The organism is Bacillus sp. COPE52 (genome assembly GCF_003355115.1).
In the GTDB taxonomy this organism is placed as follows: domain Bacteria; phylum Bacillota; class Bacilli; order Bacillales; family Bacillaceae_G; genus Bacillus_A; species Bacillus_A toyonensis.
This window is the reverse complement of the sequence record NZ_CP031292.1, coordinates 5,039,052-5,058,715: the sequence shown is the minus strand read 5'-3', so window position 1 is coordinate 5,058,715 and position 19,664 is coordinate 5,039,052. Positions and strand designations below refer to the sequence as shown.

Below are 19,664 nucleotides of genomic sequence, written 5' to 3'. Positions count from 1 at the left end.
TATTGATGAGGTTATTCTATTTAAAAGGGGATTCTTTAGGGGGAGAGAACAATGAACACATGGACACAAGTTTATGATCCGTTCGGTAACATTTGGATTTCGGCAGCAGTCGCACTTATTCCAATCATCTTTTTTTTCTTAGCTTTAGCAGTTTTCCGCATGAAGGGGTATGTGGCAGGGTTTATTACAGTTGTACTTACAATTTTAGTAGCGTTATTCGCTTATAAAATGCCGTTTACGATGGCGACGGCAGCAACTGGATACGGTTTTTTATACGGACTATGGCCAATTGCTTGGATTATCATTATGTCGGTATTTTTGTATAAAATTTCCGTAAAAACAGGTCAATTCGATGTCATTCGTGCATCTGTATTATCTATTACAAATGATCACCGTTTACTCGTTATTTTAATTGGTTTTTCATTCGGAGCATTTTTAGAAGGGGCTGCGGGATTCGGTGCACCAGTAGCAATCACGGCAGCGCTTCTAGCAGGTCTCGGATTAAATCCTTTATATGCGGCTGGTCTTTGTTTAATCGCAAATACTGCACCGGTAGCATTCGGAGCGATGGGAATTCCGATTACAGTTGCTGGACAAGTAACGGGTATTGATCCACATAAAATCGGACAAATGGCTGGACATCAGTTACCGTTTCTATCATTATTTGTTCCGTTCTTCATCGTATTTTTAATGGATGGGTTTAAAGGGGTAAAACAAACGTGGCCTGCGTTACTTGTAGCAGGTAGTTCATTTGCAATTACACAGTTTATTACAGCAACGTTTCTAGGGCCGGAGCTTCCGGATATTACGTCAGCACTTGTAAGTTTAGTGAGTTTAGCGCTGTTCTTAAAAGTTTGGCAGCCGAAAGAAATCTATCAATCTAAACAAGCAAATAGTGAAGTAGCGGCAACAACGACGACATCTATGCCAAAACTCACAATAGGAAAAGTAGTGAAAGCATGGTCTCCGTTCATTATTTTAACGGTTATGGTAGTTGTTTGGAGCCAAAGCTTCTTTAAATCTTTATTTGCTCCAGGAGGCGCTTTAGAAAGTCTTGTATTTAAGTTTGAAGTTCCAGGCTTACACAATTTAGTAATGAAAGCAGAGCCGATAGTAAATAAACCAACGCCTTATGAAGCAATTTTGAAATTAGATGTTTTATCAGCGACTGGAACGGCAATTTTAATTGCTTGTATTATTTCTATCTTTATTTTGAAAATGAGTGCAAAAGATGCAGTAGCGACATTTAAAGAAACGTTAAACGAACTTAAGATGCCAATTCTATCTATCGGATTCGTATTAGGATTCGCATTTATCGCAAACTATTCTGGTCTATCTTCTACATTAGCGCTAGCGCTAGCAGGAACTGGCGGACTATTTCCGTTCTTCTCACCATTCCTAGGTTGGATTGGTGTATTCTTAACAGGATCCGATACGTCAGCGAACGCACTGTTCTCGAATTTACAAGCAATTACGGCGCAGCAAGTTGGCGTATCTGAAGTACTTCTCGTTGCGGCAAATACAACAGGTGGTGTAACAGGTAAGATGATTTCTCCGCAATCGATTGCAATTGCTTGTGCGGCAGTTGGACTTGCCGGAAAAGAGTCGGATTTGTTCCGTTTTACAGTTAAGCATAGTTTGTTCTTCGTTATTATTGTTGGTATTATGACGTATGTACAGGCATATTATTTAACGTGGATGATTCCATAAACAATAAAAGAAATAAACTTTTCATTTTTCAGATTATCGTGTATGATGAGAAAGTATTGAAAATTAAATCAGTGATAAACTAGGGGTGCCTAACGTATGCGTAGGCTGAGAGAGAAGCGTGTGAACTTCTTAACCCTTTGGACCTGATCTGGCTCGTACCAGCGTAGGGAAGTTAACGGCTTTACATAATGATGTCTTTTATGAGCCAGGTCCTTATTTTTTTATGGACCTGGCTCTTTTTGTTTTGGCATACGCTGGCCATATCTCGTCCTTGTCACGTACAGGGGGGCAACAAAGGTTATGAAACAATCTGTTTCAGCTGAGCAAATTGAATTGAAATCGAGTTTACCAGGAAGTAAGAAAGTGTATGTAGATGGATCACGGGAAGGTATGAAAGTACCGATGCGTGAGATTGCACAAAGCGATACGAATGGTGTCCAAAATCCGCCCATCCGTGTGTATGATACGAGTGGACCTTATACAGATCCTGAGTATAAAGTGGAGCTGGAAAAGGGGTTGCAGGCGCCGCGTCATTCTTGGATCATGGAGCGCGGGGATGTAGAGGCATACGAAGGGCGTGAAGTAAAACCAGAGGATGACGGTGTGAAAGTGGCTTCGAAACATACACCTGTTTTCCCGCAAATGGATCGTAAGCCGCTTAGAGCGAAGGAAGGTGCAAATGTTACGCAAATGCACTATGCGCGTAATGGCATTATTACGTCTGAGATGGAGTATGTTGCGATTCGTGAAGGAGTGGAGCCTGAGTTTGTTCGTAAGGAAATTGCAGAAGGTCGTGCGATTTTACCAGCGAATATTAACCATCCGGAAGCAGAACCGATGATTATCGGACGTAACTTTCATGTGAAGGTAAATGCAAATATCGGAAACTCTGCTGTATCTTCTTCTATTGCAGAAGAAGTAGAGAAGATGACATGGGCAACGCGCTGGGGTGCAGATACGATTATGGATTTATCTACAGGTAAAAATATTCATACGACGCGCGAATGGATTATTCGTAATGCTCCTGTACCTGTCGGAACTGTGCCCATTTATCAAGCACTTGAGAAAGTAAACGGAATTGCAGAAGATTTAACGTGGGAAGTGTACCGTGATACGTTAATTGAGCAAGCGGAGCAAGGCGTTGATTACTTTACGATTCACGCTGGTGTATTACTTCGTTATATTCCAATTACTGCAAAACGTACGACAGGTATCGTTTCACGCGGTGGTTCGATTATGGCACAGTGGTGTTTATTCCATCATAAAGAAAACTTCCTATATACTCATTTTGAAGAGATTTGTGAAATTATGAAGCAGTACGATGTTTCATTCTCGCTTGGAGATGGATTACGTCCAGGTTCGATTGCAGATGCAAATGACGAAGCGCAGTTCTCGGAGCTTGAAACACTTGGTGAATTGACGAAAATCGCTTGGAAACATGATGTGCAAGTTATGATTGAAGGACCTGGACATGTACCGATGCACTTAATTAAAGAAAATATGGAGAAAGAACTTGATATTTGTCAGGGCGCGCCATTTTATACACTTGGGCCGCTAACGACAGATATTGCACCAGGATATGACCATATTACATCCGCAATTGGAGCAGCAATGATCGGCTGGTTTGGAACGGCGATGCTTTGTTATGTAACGCCGAAAGAACATTTAGGTTTACCAAATAAAGATGATGTTCGAGAAGGGGTTATAACGTATAAAATTGCAGCACATGCGGCTGATCTTGCGAAAGGGCATAAAACGGCTCATCAGCGTGATGACGCACTTTCAAAAGCACGTTTCGAATTTCGTTGGCGCGATCAATTTAATTTGTCTTTAGATCCTGAACGTGCGATGGAGTATCACGATGAAACGTTACCAGCAGAAGGAGCGAAAACAGCTCATTTTTGTTCAATGTGTGGACCGAAGTTTTGTAGTATGAGAATTTCACATGATATTCGTGAATATGCGAAAGAAAATGACTTAGAAACGACAGAAGCAATTGAAAAAGGAATGAAAGAGAAGGCGAAAGAATTTAAAGATACTGGTAGTCATTTATACCAATAACACGTTACACCTCTTTACTTGATTGATCACACTGTAGTACCTAACTTAATTATAGAAAAAGCCCCCTTTGCTAAGACGGTAGCAAAGGGGGCTTCTGTTTTCTTTATAAGGCAAAGAAGAGGTGTACCCAGTAGTATAAGAGGAATAATGTGACGACTGTTGTGAGAGGAATAACGATGAGAGATACGCTTAAATAATCTTTCCATTTTACTTTAATTTTGTTTTGTTTCAGAATATACATCCAGATGAGGGAAGCTAGTGTACCGATTGGTAATAATAGTGAACCGATGTCACTACCAATAATGTTTGCGAGGTAGATTGTTTTTAATGTGACTGGATCTAGCCCCATTTCTGTTAATGTGATTGTACCAATCATAAGTGCAGGGTGGTTATTGAAGACGTTAGAGAGGATGGATACAAGTCCGCCCATGGCAAAGCTAGCATAGAGTAAATGCTGACTTACAAGTGGCTCGAGCCATTGCACAAGTGCGGCTGTTAATCCTGCGTTGTGAAGCCCGTAAATAATGACGTACATAGAGAAGGCGAAGATTAAAATGTGCCACGGTGTCTTTTTCAAAATATCGACAGGGTTTGTTCGTAAGTAGTACCATCTCCAGATAAGAAGAACGAGGGAACCTAGCACCGCAACGATTTCGATTGGGATAGATAAGAAGGATGCAACGAACAGAAGACAGCGCATAAGGAAGACAAAACCTAATACTTTTAACATGAATTTTGTACGTTTTTGTTTCGTATCAACAGAATTGTTTCCTTTTAATGGATGGAAATTTTTCGTGAAGAAAATTTCTTCAATATCATATGAAGAAACCGGTAATTTCTCTGGTAATTTTTTCTTTAAAACAGTATACATGAGCCATGACATAAACAATAATCCTAAGGTTGCAGGTACAAACATCATCGCTGTGTGCATATAGAGAGTCATATTAACGATGTTTAATGCGATTAAGTTTACGATATTACTTACACCGATTGGTGCACTAGATGCAGTGGCGATTAAAGCACCGCTTAATAAATAAGGAATTTGTTGATGAGGCTTTAATTGAAGATTTTTCAGAAGAAGGATTAAAATTGGGGTTGTAATCAAAATACTACCGTCATTATTAAATAAAAGAGTCATAAGAAAGCATAGTAATTGAATGTACCAGTATAGGCGGCGTCCAGAACCTTTCGCTAAATTTGCGAGTTTTGCTGCAGCCCAATGGAAGAAGCCGAAGCTTTCTAATATAACTGCCATAACGATGGTCGCCAATATCGTTATGGAAGCGCCTCCGATTTTACTTATAATGTCCATGACATCTGGCTTTGATACAAGTCCAGTAATGAGGATAATACCAGCGCCAATTGCTGCTGGCCATGCCTCATTTAAGCCACGAGGTCGCCAAAAAATAACAACCATCGTTAAGAAGAATACAATAATAGTAATCCATATCTCAATGCTCATAGTTAGCCTACCTTTCTATTTTCCCTTGAACGGATGTAGCTTGTCTCAAGTTTATATAGCAGTATATTCACAAAAAAATGATAGGAACTAGGCATTTAATTGAATCTAGTGAATATGTGTATTTGATGATAGGAGGCAAATGTAGATAGTAGTGAAATAACTATCGAGAGAGGGGCCTAATACTTAGGGACATTATATATGATAATGCCCCATTTCCAGCTTATATGTTTATTTTTCCTTTAAAAAAGTTCGATCCTTCAAGAATAAATTCCAGAAGAAAATGAATCCGGGTAGTAAAATTGCAATCCCGATTGCGTAGAGGATAAGTAGCGCATAGAATGTTTCGACCGTCGTAAAGCTTGTAAATACAGTTACGTCCGGGTAAATGATATACGGTAAATGAGCGACGCCGTAAGCGTAGCTTGCAAATGCATATTGAGCGACGACAGCTAAAACTGCAATGCGAGGAAATCCTAGTGTGCTATATTTCTTATTTGTCCACCAAAGGGAGGAATAGCCGATAACAAATAAAATGATAGAGACTGTAAACCATGGGAATTGCTTTATTAATCCTTGCATTAGCCAGTGTGTTTGTGGGTCCATTACAACGAGAGCTATAATTGCCGTAACGAGCGTTGCAGGACCAAGTATGATGGCATTTCTTCTATAAATTCTATATGCATCTTCTGAACCTTGCTCTCTCGCAAAATCAGCGAGAAAGAGAGAAGATAGAAACAGTTCCGAAGTTAGTCCGAATAGCATATAACAATAAATAACAGGACTAGAAAGAAGTTTTCCGTAAAGGAGTACTTCTTTTCCTTCAGCCATTGTAATGTAGGCACCCTCTGTAACAGGTAAAACGGTAATTAATAGGGCTGGAATTAAGAGCCCTGTAATACCTGAAATAATCCGAAGAAGATGTTGGTACTTCGGCAGAGAGTAAGCAAATACCATAAATGTACTACGAATTGCAACGAGTACTAGAATTAGCATGACTGGTACGAACATAACGGTTGCAAGGGTAAAGGCTGCTTTCGGAAAGAAACCAAGGAAAGCGACAACGACAAAGACAAGAAACGTATTTGTTACTTCCCAAGTTGGTGATAAGTATCGATTAGCAAGCTTGGCAGCAAGTGTTGGATGTTTCGCATATACCATGCCCCAAAAACCCGCTCCAAAATCAATGGACCCTAATATACTGTATACGAAAATAAGAGCCCATAAGATGATGATTGCAATGCTTTCCTCATGCACGAGAACCGCCTCCTTGGTGATGTAAATCATTCTTTAGCGGATGTCTCTTAAAGAATGTCCGTAGTACAAAGACTGTTAAAATACCGAGTCCGATATATAAAATAATGAATAGAATAAATAAAGGACCGACGAAATCAGCGCGTGTAGAAGCATCGACTGTACGCTGCATACCATAAATTGTCCACGGCTGACGACCGCTACAGCTGAAAATCCATCCGAATTCAATACCGAGCATCATAACTGGTCCACATGCGGCAGCTCCCCAAAGAAGCCACTTTGGTAACTCGGCTCCTTTTTTTCGGTAAACGAAGTACCAATATAAGAGAGCGATTGCTGCAACTGCAAAGGTAAAGGCAGCGGTGCCGACCATTAAGTTGAACAGCGTATGTGTGTAAAATGGTGGCCATGTTTCTTGTGGGAATTCCTTTAAACCTTTTACGACGGTGCTAGGGTCTAGTCCCACTAATATGCTAAGCATGTTCGGAATTTCCAGCGCATAGTTTAGTTCAAGTGTGTTAGGATCCACAACCCCGCCAATTGATAAGGGAGCATGTGATGTCGTTTCAAATAAAGCTTCAGCAGATGCAAGTTTTTCAGGTGAATGCTTATGTAAGGCGATTGCTGATTCGTGCCCCGAAAGCCACATCGTAGCACCTGTAATAAATGTCACGACGAGTCCTAACAGTAGTCCCTTTTTATGATAAGCCACTTCACGCTCACTTACATTCTTCTTTAATAATTTAAATCCAGCGATAGAGGCAATGACGGCTGCTCCAGTCGCATAGGCTGTAATAACGACGTGGAATGCGCTTGTGCCAAAGCTCGGATTAAAGAAAGCTTTCCACGGATCAACGTTAAAAACCGATCCATCTGGCTCCATGGAAAAGCCTGCGGGTGTATTCATCCATGTATTTGCTGATGTAATAAGCACGGCGGATGCCGTGGCACCAATCATGACGAAAAAGAGTGAGATTAATCTCATGAATGGAGGTAATTTATCAGCTGCATATACATAAATAGACATGAATAAAGCTTCTAAAAAGAAGGCGAAAATCTCAATTTGAAAGGGAACAGAAATAACTTGCCCAACAATTTTGGCGAAACCAGGCCAAAGAAGTGAGATTTGTACACCAACAATTGTTCCAGTTGGAATTGCTACACCGAGAAGAATAGCAAAAGCCTTTGTCCATCTTTTTGCCATAATGGCATAGTCGGAATCTTTCTTCCAGTGATAGAGTATCTCACTTATAAAAATCATCAAAGATAGCCCGACTCCAAGTGTTGCAAAGATAATGTGGAATGCTAATGAAGAACCAAAAAACGCTCTTGCTAATGTTACGGTATCCATATATATACTCCTCTTCTTTTTTGCCATTATTTTCTGATTGAATTGGAAGATTTATTCAATAAACTGCCAAATATATATATGTATTTAAAAAGTGAATATGGTAATATTGTGTTTGAATATTATAAATAGAAAGAAATTAACGTTTAATAATATTTTGTTTGTTTTTTATCTAGGAATATTTTATAATCTTTTATGCGAACATAAGTTCTGTTTCGATTGGAGAAGTTTATGTGAAATGGAGAGGGTGTTTTATGTATCCTGAAGTCATTAAAAAGATGGCGTTTTCAAAAGAGCATAGAGATTTATTATTGAAGTTGTATAATAAAGAAATTACACGTCGTGAATATGACCGACTTGTGGAATCACTATATAGACCTTCTAAAGAGGTTTGTGAGGGGTAGAAATGCGGGAGACAATCTAATAGATTGTCTTTTTTAATTTACGTATGTTCTGGTAAAATTAAGGTTAGCCTTATTAGGGAGGTGAAAAGATTGCGGAAACGTTTATATATAGGGATTGGAGTTATTCTCTTAATCGCCTTAGGTGGAATTGTATTTTGGTCAGCCTTACAAGGAAACCGTACGGAACATTTTATTTTAAGACATATGGTGAATGAAAATGGGACACTTGCCACCTATCGTTTAGAAGATACAAAGTCAGGTACTGGGGAAGCGAAAGGCCGTGAAGCTTTATCAGAATCGGCAGGGCTATGGCTACAATATACATTGGATAAAGATGATCAAGCGTTATTTGATGAACAAGTAAAGGTCGTTCAAAATAACTTTGTACATAAGGATCGTATCGTTTTATGGAAAGTCTCTGAAAAGGGAGAAATGCAATCAGCTACAAATGCACTTATAGATGATCTTCGTATTATAGAACAATTATATCGTGCTTATGAAATGTATAAGGAAGATCGTTATAAAAATCTTGCAGATCAATTGAGTGATGCTGTACTTCGTTACAATAAGAAAGATAATTATTACGTTGATTATTATGACGCGGATGCAGGGAAGCAAAGTGGTTTTGCAACAACATCATACATAAATCCGCATGCATTCTCGTACATGAAAAAGTATGGAAAAGTTTCTGCTGAGCAGTATCAAGAAGTGGTTCAATTTCTAGCGGATTATCCAAGGCATGGCTGGGCATTCCCGAAAGAGTATAAGGAAGATGGTACATTTACGTACGATAAAGAAGTGAATCTTATTGACCAATCATACGTTGCTTACCATCGTAGTTTAGGTGGTCTTTCATCAGATGCTTATTTGGAATTTATAAAGAAGAAGTTCCAGAAGGACGGAAAGTTATACGGTCGTTATAATTTAGAAACGGGAAAACAAACTGTGGATTATGAATCACCAGCTGCTTACGGATTAACGATTTTGTACGTACTACAAACAGGTGATACAAAGTTTGCGACGGAATTGTATGAACATATGGCCACATTCCGAAATGATAATGTATTTAGTAGATATTACGGTGGGTACGTAACAGGCGAAAATAATAATACGCATATTTTTGATAATGTACTACCACTTTTAGCTGAAATGGAATTAGAGAAGAGTAAGAAATAGAAGGTGCCATCCTATGGGGTGGCACCTTCTATTTGTGTCGTTATTTGTTGATAAATCAATATTTCTTGGCGAAACGTCGATATATTTGAAGTTATGATCGATATAATTTTATGACCTAATATTGGAGAAGTAGTCAATCACGAATTCACGGAATTTCTGAGCAGTTTTCGATAAGTAGCGTTTCTTCGACCAACTTAAGCCAATGGTTCGTTCGCAATTAGGTTCAATAATACGTAATTTATTTAATGCTAAAGTAGAGTTTTTTAATAAAGTTAAGCTTGGGACAAAAGCGATGCCGAGACCTTGCTTAATAAGGTCGCTAATCACGGTTGGTTCATCTACTTCAAAAGCGATATGTGGAGTGAAGCCAGCTTCTTTACAAAATTCATCTGTTAAGTGTCGAAATCCATAACCAGTGTTCATACTAATAAACGGTTCGTCCTTTACTTCATGAAGATAGATACTCTCACGTCCTGATAAACGGTGGCCTGAAGGGACGACTAAGAAAATTTCTTCTGTAATAAGTGGTTCCCAAATAATCTCCTCGCCTTCAATTGGCACAGAAGAAATGCAAAAGTCAATTTCTATATTATCTAGTTGTCGTTTCATAGAAGGAGTAGATGCGAGAAACTGTTGGAATCTAACATTAGGATGTTCTAGTAAAAAAGAACCGAGTAGTTCTGGTAATATTCTTGGAATAGAAACGGCCAGCGTAATAGAGCTTTGTTGTAAGTTAGCTAAATCTTTAATTTCTCGTTCGCCTTCACTTAATTCATGAAAAATGCGCTCTACTCGTTTTAAGAATACTTTCCCGAAAGAGTTTAATGTAATTTGTCGACCTTGGCGATCAAATAACGGGACGCCTAAGTCTTTTTCTAGTCTAGCAATTGTTTTGCTAAGCGAAGGCTGTGCGATATGCAATTCTTCAGCGGCTTTTGTCATATGTTCTAATCGTGCGACTGTCTGAAAGTATTTTAGTTGAAGAAGTTCCATTTTGACTCTCCTTCCTATAGACCAAAAGGAATGAATTGATAATTAAAGATGTATTATACAGTATGGAAATGGGCGTGTATAGTAAATCTGTTAAACCATTCTAATGGTGTTAAATTAGGAGAAGGAGTATGTTTCATGAAGGGTATTAAACTTATATTTAAAGATTGGAAAGCGATGTGGCACCATAAACATGGACGTATCGCTTTAATTTTTTTATTAATCGTTCCTTTAATTTATTCGGGATTCTTTTTAGCTGGATATTGGGATCCATACGGACGATTAGATAAATTACCTGTTGCAGTTGTGAATTTAGATAAAGGTGCTGCAATGGATGAAAAAACAATTCATGCAGGAGACGACTTTGTTAAAAATTTAAAAGAGAATAAGGAACTGGCTTTTCATTTCGTATCAGAAAAAAATGCTGATGAAGGGTTAAAAGAAGATAAGTATTATATGGTTGTTACGATTCCGGAAGATTTCTCTAAAAAAGTAAGTACACTTATGGATGAGAAACCAGAACCGGCACAATTGCAGTACAAAGTAAATCCAGGTAAAAACTTTGTAGCAGCTCAAATTGGAACGACAGCTGTTGAAAATATGAAAACAAAAATCTCAAACAGTATTACGAAATCTTATACAGAAGGTGTCTTTTCAAAGTTTCAAGATTTGGCACATGGATTGAGTGATGCAAGTAATGGGGCTGAGAAGTTACATGAAGGAACGACCGATGCAAAAAATGGAGCAAATCGGCTTGCGGATGGTATTGATCGTTTAAGTGACGGGACATCGAAATTGAAAGAAGGAAGTGACAAGCTTGCATCCAGTCAATCTGCTTTAACCGGGGGAGCAAATGAGCTAAGTCAAGGAGCGACATCACTTCATAGTGGTTTGGAATTACTAGCGCAAGGTGAAGGAACTTTACAATCAGGAGTTAGTGAATTAAGTGCTGGTACAAATGAATGGGTGAACGGAAGCGAGAAACTTGCTGAGGGACAAGTGAAAGCGGATGATGCGGCAAGTAGTGTGAAGAAGCAATTAGAGGAGTACATGAAAAGTCATCCAGAAGCACAGCAAGATCCTGCTTTTCAAAAAATCGTTGCTACTTCTAATGGGTTAGCTAAAGTAACAAATACTTTAAATAATGGCCAACAACAATTGACACAAGGCGCGAAGAAGCTTGCTGACGGTCAGCTTAAAGTTGAAGAAGGCATGAATACATTCGGAGTTAAGTTAAATGAAGCTACTGCTGGAACGAAAAAGATAGCAGATGGTGCGGCAAATCTAGCTGATGGATTTACGAAGTGGGGCAATGGATTTACATCATTACAAGAAGGTGTAAATCAGCTTGCGAGTGGTGGAACAGAGCTGAATAATGGCGCTGGCAAGTTAGTGAATGGCCTTGTTAAACTTGACGACGGTGCGAAAGAACTTGCTACGAAATTAGGAGAGGGCGCAGAGAAGATAGCGGATGTTCGCAATGATGATGCACGCAATACGATGTTCTCGGAGCCAGTTCAATTAGTGAAGTCAACAGTTTCTGACGTACCTAACTACGGTTCAGGTATTGCACCATATTTCTTATCACTTGCATTTTATGTCGGCGGAATAATGGCGTCAAATATTTTACCGCTTGGCCGTAGACAAAATATGAAGGTAAGTGGAACGGTACATTTTGTTAATAAACTAGGATTAGTATATTTAATTGGACTCATTCAAGCGCTACTTGTAGATGTGGTTGTGCTAGGAGTTATGAAATTAGAAGTTGCAAGTGTACCACTCTTTGTTTTATCAAGTATTGTTATTTCCTTTACGTTTATGACGTTTATTCTTATGTTAGTAACGGTATTTGGTCTTGTTGGGAAATTCGCGGCAGTAACACTTCTCGTCTTGCAATTAGCGACGAGTGGGGGGACTTTCCCAGGAGAATTAAACGTAGCTGTTCTTAGCAAAATCGGACAGTTTCTTCCAATGTCACATTCTCTTAGAGGATTACAAGATGTTATTTCTTTAGGAGATTGGTCGCAATTACGAATGCAAATTTTAATATTGTTATGTTACCTCGTTGTTGCTGGTGGAATTGCTTGGATTACGAGTCATATACAGCATAGAGAAACGAATACAGAACAAGTTTCTTAAAATGAAAGAAGCTATCCGATTTTTTCGGATAGCTTCTTTTTTATTTGCGTTCCATTACTGCAAAGTAATTATTTTCATTATCAGCAAAATTAAATGCTTTACCAGTAGGTAAATCTACAACTTGTCCAACTGTGACATTTTTCTCAGAAAGGTCTTTATATAGACGGTCTAAGTTATTTGAGAAGAACATAAGTGAAGGTGTATTAAGATTTAGTTCAGGTTGCATCTTCGCGATTAACGCTTTATCGTGAAGGACGATGCTTGTTCCTGCTTCTTTCGCCGGTGCAATTTCAATCCAGCGGAATCCTTTTCCGTTATTTTCTTCCGCAATAATTTGGAATCCTACTGTCTCAGTCCAAAATTGTACGGCTTCATCTTGATTATTTACATATAACATAATTTGTCCAATTTGATTAATCATAGGTGTATCCTACTTTCTTTTCTTGTATGGAATTCTATTATATCAAAGATATGGTTTGCATACTTTTTCGTGATTTTTCCGAAGTATGATCTTCGCCCACTTTATATTTGTTGTAGGAGAAGGTCCTGTAATCCACGTATGAAGTGGTAGTGTACTGCAAATGGCCATTGCTGAAATCGAGATTGTAGCCGTTATTGTAAATAATAATAGGCTATATAATATTGTGTTTTCTTGCAGTGTGAATAAAGAAAGGAATTTTGTACATAGTTGCAAGAAGAAAAAGTGAGCTAAATAAGCACCATACGTGTAATTTCCGATAAATCGTAAAGCTTTATATAAGAAACCGCGTCGCTGTACGATTGTAATAGATAGCACGTACAGTATCATAATTTCACAAACGATATATAAAAACATAGACGGTTTTAAATAAGTAGAAACGGTTAAATGAATAGAGTTTGCTCCGTGAAAACTAAATAACTCATAATTGATGAATAAAAATAAGATGAAAAATAATATTGTGATAAGCGGGATATGTTTCATGACAAATATACGCCAAGTTTTTAATGATACAGCAGCGATTCCGCCCATAACGAAATAGAACGAGTAGAAGAAGAAGGAACGATCTGTATAATGTAAAATGGTTGAACTAGTCAATTTCTCTCCATTAAAAATGTAGTGAGAGGAGTACCACATTAAAAGGAAATATAGACAAGCAAAGATGGTCATATATTTATATATGTCTTTTTTATTTTCTGTTCGTTTTTGAAACCAATAAAATAGTGTGCATAGTAAAGGGAATAATAAATGAATTTGGAACATCATAATAACGTACCAAAGATGCGGTGCGGCTGTTCCGAGTAGTAAACTTTTTATCCCGCCTTGTAATGTCATAATATCGTTTGTTGTTAATAAGTAAAGAATAGACCAAAAGAAATAAGGAATGAGTAAGTGTGTAGCTTTTTCAGAAATATATTCTTTGTATACTAATTGCTTTGTATAGTGACGAATTAGGTGAAACCCAACGATAAATATGAATGCAGGTGCTGAAAACTTTGCGAGATTAAATAGCATACCCATAATGAGGGATTGTTCAAGTAAGACATTTCCTTGATTCATTGTATATAATAAGGAACTTTGCAAAACGACAGCAAGAAATGCAATGCTTTGCAAAACTTTAAATTCCGGTGCGCTTTGTGTCATTGTTTCCATCTCCTTTTCCATACATGATTATAGTACGGAGTAAGGATGAGAGGTGTGGAATATTTGTGAAGATTTTAACAAATTTGTGGCAAGAGGAGATATCAACGATTTTTCGAATATATCTATTATAACCTCAAATATATCAACGATTTTTCGAATATATCTATCATAACTTCAAATATATCAACGATTTTTTCAATATATCGACGTTTCGACAAGGGATATCGACTTATCAACAAATAACGACAAAAAGAGGATGCTCCAAATGAGCATCCTCTTTCTATTTATTAAGCAAATTTATTTTTGATCCAGTTTTTACCTTCTACAAGGCGAGCTGTCATTACGGCACAAGCATTATCTGCGGTTACGTTTAACATCGTTGCAGGAGGATCAATAATTGTACTAATTGCTGCGATAATTGGCAGTGCTTCTGGCGGGAATCCATATAGAGAAACGATTAACATTTCCCCAATCATACCTCCGCCTGGAATAGCACCCATTACTGTTCCTACTAATAGAGAAACGACAAGTGCGATTGCTAATGTTTTTGGTCCTTCAAATTCCATGTTGAATATACCGAATAAGAAAGCAATCTTTAATACCCCGCCTAAAACAGAGCCGTCTTTATGAAGTGTAGATCCAAGAAGGACAACTGTTTCACGAACGTCTGAAGAAATACCCATTTTCTTCGTTGCTTCTAAGTTCGCTGGAATACTTGCGGCACTACTACAAGTTGCAAGAGATGTAACTGTAGGAGAGACCATGTTCTTCCAAAATATTTGAACACCTTGTTTGCGACCTGCAAGGTATGCATAGAAAGTGAAGAATACAAAGAAATAAATTAGAGATGCTGGATAGTATACCATTGCTGCTCGGAAGTAAGTTCCAAGAAGTTGTGGTCCGAATTCGCCAACTAATGCTGCGAAGTAAGCAGCAAGTCCGATTGGAGCGTAGTACATAATGAAAGATACGACTTTCATTGAAATCTCTGCACCAGCTTGTAGGAATGTAGCGAATGGTTTACCTTTTTCACCAACTGCTGAAGTTGCAACCCCCATTAAGATAGAGAAGAAAATAAGAGCTAACATATTTTCACGAGATAGTAACTTCGAGAAGTCAGATACTGTTAAGATACCGACGATTTGATCCGCAACACTCACTGCTTTTTCAGCTTTGTCAGGTTGTGTTAGTTCTAATACAACGCCTTGTGCTGGCGGGAATACTTTCACGACAATAATCATAAAAATAGCAGCTAAAATACTTGTAAATAAGAAAGTTCCAGCCATACTAGACATAATTTTACCGAAACGTTTTAATCCATCCATATTAGCAATAGATGACGCGATGCTAAAGAATACTAAAGGTACAACAATCGTAAACATTAAGTTTAAGAAAATGTCACCAAGTGGCTTTAAAGCAACTGCATCGGCACCCATGAAATAACCAATGAAACCACCAATTAGGATAGAAGATAATAAAATAAGTGGAAAGCGATATGCCTTCATAAATATACCCTCCTATCTATTATAAAAAAATCATACTGAACTATTATAGCGAGTTAGAGTCCTCTTTACTAGAAGAATACCGATAGATGGAATAGCGTGAAAACCGAGAAATTTTTGTTTTTAAGCTCGGCATACAGTTAGAAATCTAGACATATATATTTGTAACCTAGTGGTAGCAAGGGATGTACCATAACTTAGGTTTAGAAAAAAGGGGAGGGATGCGGGATGAATATTTTGCTTTGCTGTGCGGCGGGAATGTCTTCCAGTTTGATTGTTACAAAAATGGAGAAAGCAGCACAGGCAAAAGGGATAGAGGTAAAGATTTGGGCTGTATCAGGTTCTGAAGTGAATAGTCACATCGATGAAGCAGATGTACTTTTACTTGGACCGCAAGTACGTTATTTATTACCGAAAATGAAAGAACTATGTAAGGGGAAAGGGATACCTGTTGATGTCATTCAATCCGTCCATTACGGACTTTGTAATGGGGAGGCTATCTTGCAAGCAGCTTTGTCAATGAAACCATGAGGAGAGTGGGATAGATGATACGGTTTTTAGAAAAATATGTAATGCCAATAGCAGGAAAGGTAGCAGAGCAGAGGCATTTGCAAGCTATACGTGATGGAATTATTTTAACGATGCCTTTCTTAATTATTGGATCATTTTTTCTTATTATTAGTGCATTACCAATACCAGGTTATAATGATTTTATGGCAGGGTTGTTTGGTGAAAGTTGGCAGAAAGCTTTGGGGTATCCAGTTAGTGCAACTTTTAATATAATGGCTTTAATAGCTGTTTTTGGAATCGCTTACAGACTTGGAGAGTATTATAAAGTGGATGCTTTAGCATCCGGGGCATTGTCGCTTGTGACATTTTTACTTGCGACTCCATTTCAAGTTGCATATATTATACCAAGCACGAAGGAAAGTGTGATTGTAGATGGAGCAATCCCAGCGGCGTTAATGGGAAGCCAAGGTTTATTTGTAGCGATGATTATTGCAATTATATCTACTGAAATATACCGATTTATTGTACAGAAAAAAATGATTATAAAGATGCCTGAGACAGTTCCACCTGCAGTAACACGTTCATTTGCTGCTCTTATTCCAGGATTTATTGTTGTGACAGTTGTTTGGATCATTAGATTGATTTTTGAACATACAACTTTCGGAAGTATTCATAATGTTGTAGGGAAGCTGCTGCAAGAGCCACTTAGTGTACTTGGTGCTAGTCTTTGGGGCGCAGTAATTGCAGTTATTATTGTCCATGTTCTTTGGGCGTGCGGAATTCATGGTGCTGCAATTGTTGGTGGTGTAATGAGCCCGATTTGGTTATCGTTAATGGATCAAAATCGCGTAGCGTTTCAGGCTAGTCAAGATGTACCGAATACAATTACGGCACAGTTCTTTGACTTGTGGATTTACATGGGTGGTTCTGGTGCAACACTTGCTTTAGTTGTAGGAATGTTATTGTTTGCACGAAGTCAGCAATTAAAAAGTATTGGTCGATTGTCCATTGCACCTGGTATTTTTAATATTAATGAAATGGTGACGTTCGGCATGCCGATTGTAATGAATCCACTTTTACTTATTCCATTTATATTAGTTCCAGTTGTATTAACGCTTGTTTCTTACTTTGCGATGGAATGGGGATTAGTTGCTCGTCCGAGCGGAGCGGCTGTACCTTGGACGACACCTATTCTTTTTAGTGGATATTTAGGATCGGGTGGGAAAATTTCAGGTGTTATTTTGCAACTTGTTAACTTTGCACTAGCATTCTTTATTTATTTACCGTTCTTAAAAATATGGGATAAACAAAAATTAGCTGAAGAAAAGGGGGAGTAAAGAACTAAAATGGATACGATAGAGACGAAAGCTTTTCATCTAATCTTGCATGGGGGAAATGCAAGAAGTTGTTCAATGGAAGCAATTGATTGCGCGAAGCGTGGGGCGTTTACAGAAGCTGAAGCTAAATTAAAAGAGGCACTAGAAGAATTAAAAGAGGCACATCGTGTACAAACGGAGCTTATACAAAAAGAGGCTGGTGGGGAAAAGACAGAGGTTACCTTACTGATGGTGCACGCACAAGATCATTTAATGAATGCGATTACAGTAAAGGAATTAGCGAGTGAATTTGTAGAGTTATATAGGAAGATGTCAGTGAATGAATGAACCTTGCGTATGCAAGGTTTTTTTATGTATTTGCCCGCACCATCAGTGGGGTGTTCATCCCACTGATGGTAGTTGCAATCCTCCTTTTTACGGATGAGTAAGAGAAATAGTTAATCGATAGTAACAATTTCTCCTATACCACGAATCAATTTTTTTATTTGTATCTGCTCCGGTTTTAATATATTTACGATATAATCAATCGCCATTTGTGGTTCAACAGTTGTACCGCATGTATAGCAATCAATTGCTGCAAAGTTTTTTTCTGGATAAGTGTGAATAGAAAGATGGCTTTCTGATAGTAACACTAATACTGTAACGCCATAAGGATGGAATTCTTTTGTACTTACATTTAAAACATGTGCGCCAGAATGGTCGGCAGCGACAACTAAATGGCGTTCTAAAAAGTGAATATCATCTAAGAGGGAAAAATCCACTCCCCACAAATCTACTATTATATGCTTACCGAAAGTAGAATATTCCATAGGTTAGCACTCCTTACTATAATATCGTCAAAACTCCATTTCCTTTTTGTAACATTGATGTAGGATAAGATTGGATTCTGAGTTTAGAAGAGCGAGATTACGGTGATCTAAATGTTCTTCTTTAAATTGAAATAAAGGAAAAAGAAGAGAAGGTAATGTTCGAGGAGTTGGTACTACGTATAATTGCTCAATTTGATCGAGTACATAGGCAGAATTAGCTGCAATATGAAATCCCCAGTCAGTTCCGAAAGAAGGAACAATTATATGATAGCTTTTTACAATTAAGCCGGCATTTTCAATTGTATTACCGATACTCCAATATACAAGAGGTGCATCAGCAGGTGAATTAGATTGGCAGACGAAAGCACCATCTTCTGTTAAGAATGTAGCTATACGAGCAAAAAGTTCGCTTGTATATAAAGTACTTAATAACTCTGTCGCTGGATCAGGGAAATCAATGATGATTACATCGTATAAAGAGGAAGGAGAATTCAAAAACTCTTTTGCATCGCATACGTGTGCATTCACACGATTATCAAAAAATGCGCTTTTGTTCAAAGCAACTAATTCAGGAACGTTACGCGCCATATTAATCATTGCCTCGTCTAGGTCAACAAGGTCTACATGTAATACTGTTTCATATTTCAATACCTCTCGTAAGGCAAGACCATCGCCACCACCTAATATGAGAACACGTTTTGGATCAATTACCTTTGACATAATCGGATGCACAAGTGCTTCATGATAAATTTGCTCATCAACGGAACTAAATTGTAGTTGTTTGTCCAAATAGAGGCGAACATCGCTGACTTGTACTAAATTAATATTTTGATAATCACTTTTTTCTTCAAATAAATTTGTGTGTTCCCCAGCTTGTATTTCTTTTAGAGAAATTTCATCCCATATATCTAAGCTGTGCGAGTTTGTTTCTATTATAGGTTCTAATTGTGTTTGTTTATTGTGTTCGTCCTGTTTATCTTGTTCGTCCTGTTTATCTTGTTCGTCCTGTTTATCTTGTTCGTCCTGTTTATCTTGTTTGTCCTGTTTGTCCTGTTCGTCCTGTTTGTCCTGTTTGTCCTGTTTGTCCTGTTTGTCCTGTTTGTCCTGTTTGTCCTGTTTGTCGTGCTTATCTGGTTTACCTGGTTTATCTGGTTTACCTGGTTTACCTGGTTTACCTTGTTTGTCCTGTTTGTCCTGTTTGTCCTGTTTGTCCTGTTTGTCCTGTTTGTCCTGTTTGTCCTGTTTGTCCTGTTTGTCCTGTTTGTCCTGTTTGTCCTGTTTGTCCTGTTTGTCCTGTTTGTCCTGTTTGTCCTGTTTGTCCTGTTTGTCCTGTTTGTCTTGTTT

At 38.1% G+C, this 19,664-nt stretch carries 17 protein-coding genes and 1 riboswitch; of the genes, 8 read left to right on the top strand and 9 right to left on the bottom strand.

The features are described from left to right. Window positions 1-51: 51 nt before the first annotated feature. Window positions 52-1,710, top strand: coding sequence for an L-lactate permease (lldP, locus tag DPQ31_RS25770; RefSeq protein ID WP_208731193.1), 1,659 nt, complete (start codon window positions 52-54; stop codon window positions 1,708-1,710). A gap of 71 nt (window positions 1,711-1,781) precedes the next feature. Then, window positions 1,782-1,897: riboswitch (TPP riboswitch) on the top strand. A 113-nt stretch (window positions 1,898-2,010) separates the two neighbouring features. Beyond that, window positions 2,011-3,771: a phosphomethylpyrimidine synthase ThiC gene (gene thiC, locus DPQ31_RS25765; RefSeq protein WP_208731192.1), complete on the top strand. Its 1,761-nt coding sequence runs from the start codon at window positions 2,011-2,013 to the stop codon at window positions 3,769-3,771. Window positions 3,772-3,874: 103 nt separating this feature from the next. Here thiC and DPQ31_RS25760 read toward each other — a convergent pair whose 3' ends face one another. The 3 genes from DPQ31_RS25760 to cydA all read right to left on the bottom strand — a co-directional run bounded on the left by DPQ31_RS25760 (window position 3,875) and on the right by cydA (window position 7,835). Next, complete coding sequence (locus DPQ31_RS25760) at window positions 3,875-5,233, bottom strand: arsenic transporter (RefSeq protein WP_087970389.1); 1,359 nt, start codon at window positions 5,231-5,233, stop codon at window positions 3,875-3,877. A gap of 228 nt (window positions 5,234-5,461) precedes the next feature. Then, the gene (locus tag DPQ31_RS25755; RefSeq protein WP_000544171.1) at window positions 5,462-6,487 is read right to left on the bottom strand and encodes a cytochrome d ubiquinol oxidase subunit II; all 1,026 of its coding nucleotides are present in this window, start codon (window positions 6,485-6,487) and stop codon (window positions 5,462-5,464) included. Then, window positions 6,480-7,835: a cytochrome ubiquinol oxidase subunit I gene (cydA, locus tag DPQ31_RS25750; RefSeq protein WP_208731191.1), complete on the bottom strand. Its 1,356-nt coding sequence runs from the start codon at window positions 7,833-7,835 to the stop codon at window positions 6,480-6,482. Before cydA ends, DPQ31_RS25755 begins: the two co-directional genes overlap by 8 nt. A 251-nt stretch (window positions 7,836-8,086) precedes the next feature. Here cydA and DPQ31_RS25745 point away from each other — a divergent pair, with 251 nt between their 5' ends. Further along, window positions 8,087-8,236, top strand: coding sequence for a hypothetical protein (locus DPQ31_RS25745; protein ID WP_000283176.1), 150 nt, complete (start codon window positions 8,087-8,089; stop codon window positions 8,234-8,236). A 90-nt stretch (window positions 8,237-8,326) separates the two neighbouring features. Then, on the top strand, window positions 8,327-9,412 hold the full coding sequence (locus DPQ31_RS25740) for a transcriptional regulator (protein ID WP_208731190.1): 1,086 nt from the start codon (window positions 8,327-8,329) through the stop codon (window positions 9,410-9,412). Between the two features lie 108 nt (window positions 9,413-9,520). Here the strand turns inward: DPQ31_RS25740 and DPQ31_RS25735 are convergent, their stop codons facing one another. After that, window positions 9,521-10,405, bottom strand: coding sequence for a LysR family transcriptional regulator (locus DPQ31_RS25735; protein ID WP_000421932.1), 885 nt, complete (start codon window positions 10,403-10,405; stop codon window positions 9,521-9,523). A 135-nt stretch (window positions 10,406-10,540) separates the two neighbouring features. Between DPQ31_RS25735 and DPQ31_RS25730 the strand changes: the two genes are divergently transcribed. After that, window positions 10,541-12,541: a YhgE/Pip domain-containing protein gene (locus tag DPQ31_RS25730; protein ID WP_208731189.1), complete on the top strand. Its 2,001-nt coding sequence runs from the start codon at window positions 10,541-10,543 to the stop codon at window positions 12,539-12,541. 40 nt (window positions 12,542-12,581) lie between these two features. Here DPQ31_RS25730 and DPQ31_RS25725 read toward each other — a convergent pair whose 3' ends face one another. From DPQ31_RS25725 to DPQ31_RS25715, 3 genes are all read right to left on the bottom strand, one after another. Next, window positions 12,582-12,962 (bottom strand): VOC family protein, encoded by a 381-nt coding sequence (locus DPQ31_RS25725; RefSeq protein ID WP_000609841.1) that lies wholly within the window; start codon window positions 12,960-12,962, stop codon window positions 12,582-12,584. A gap of 42 nt (window positions 12,963-13,004) precedes the next feature. Further along, the gene (locus DPQ31_RS25720; RefSeq protein WP_208731188.1) at window positions 13,005-14,162 is read right to left on the bottom strand and encodes an acyltransferase; all 1,158 of its coding nucleotides are present in this window, start codon (window positions 14,160-14,162) and stop codon (window positions 13,005-13,007) included. Between the two features lie 287 nt (window positions 14,163-14,449). Next, complete coding sequence (locus DPQ31_RS25715) at window positions 14,450-15,667, bottom strand: dicarboxylate/amino acid:cation symporter (RefSeq protein WP_000649372.1); 1,218 nt, start codon at window positions 15,665-15,667, stop codon at window positions 14,450-14,452. A gap of 225 nt (window positions 15,668-15,892) precedes the next feature. Here DPQ31_RS25715 and DPQ31_RS25710 point away from each other — a divergent pair, with 225 nt between their 5' ends. From DPQ31_RS25710 to DPQ31_RS25700, 3 genes are read left to right on the top strand one after another with little or no spacing between them, the layout of a single operon-like run. Further along, window positions 15,893-16,195 carry a PTS sugar transporter subunit IIB gene (locus DPQ31_RS25710; protein WP_001023559.1) on the top strand — a complete coding sequence of 101 codons (303 nt, stop codon included), beginning with the start codon at window positions 15,893-15,895 and terminating at the stop codon, window positions 16,193-16,195. A 14-nt stretch (window positions 16,196-16,209) separates the two neighbouring features. Further along, on the top strand, window positions 16,210-17,511 hold the full coding sequence (celB, locus tag DPQ31_RS25705) for a PTS cellobiose transporter subunit IIC (RefSeq protein WP_000617766.1): 1,302 nt from the start codon (window positions 16,210-16,212) through the stop codon (window positions 17,509-17,511). A 9-nt stretch (window positions 17,512-17,520) separates the two neighbouring features. After that, on the top strand, window positions 17,521-17,838 hold the full coding sequence (locus tag DPQ31_RS25700; RefSeq protein WP_087970396.1) for a PTS sugar transporter subunit IIA: 318 nt from the start codon (window positions 17,521-17,523) through the stop codon (window positions 17,836-17,838). A gap of 110 nt (window positions 17,839-17,948) precedes the next feature. Here the strand turns inward: DPQ31_RS25700 and speD are convergent, their stop codons facing one another. Together speD and DPQ31_RS25690 are read right to left on the bottom strand one after the other, a co-directional pair. Next, the gene (gene speD, locus DPQ31_RS25695) at window positions 17,949-18,320 is read right to left on the bottom strand and encodes an adenosylmethionine decarboxylase (RefSeq protein ID WP_000456812.1); all 372 of its coding nucleotides are present in this window, start codon (window positions 18,318-18,320) and stop codon (window positions 17,949-17,951) included. Between the two features lie 27 nt (window positions 18,321-18,347). Continuing rightward, window positions 18,348-19,664, bottom strand: a 1,317-nt coding sequence (locus DPQ31_RS25690) for a polyamine aminopropyltransferase (RefSeq protein WP_261797470.1), incomplete at its 5' end; no start/stop codon positions are given.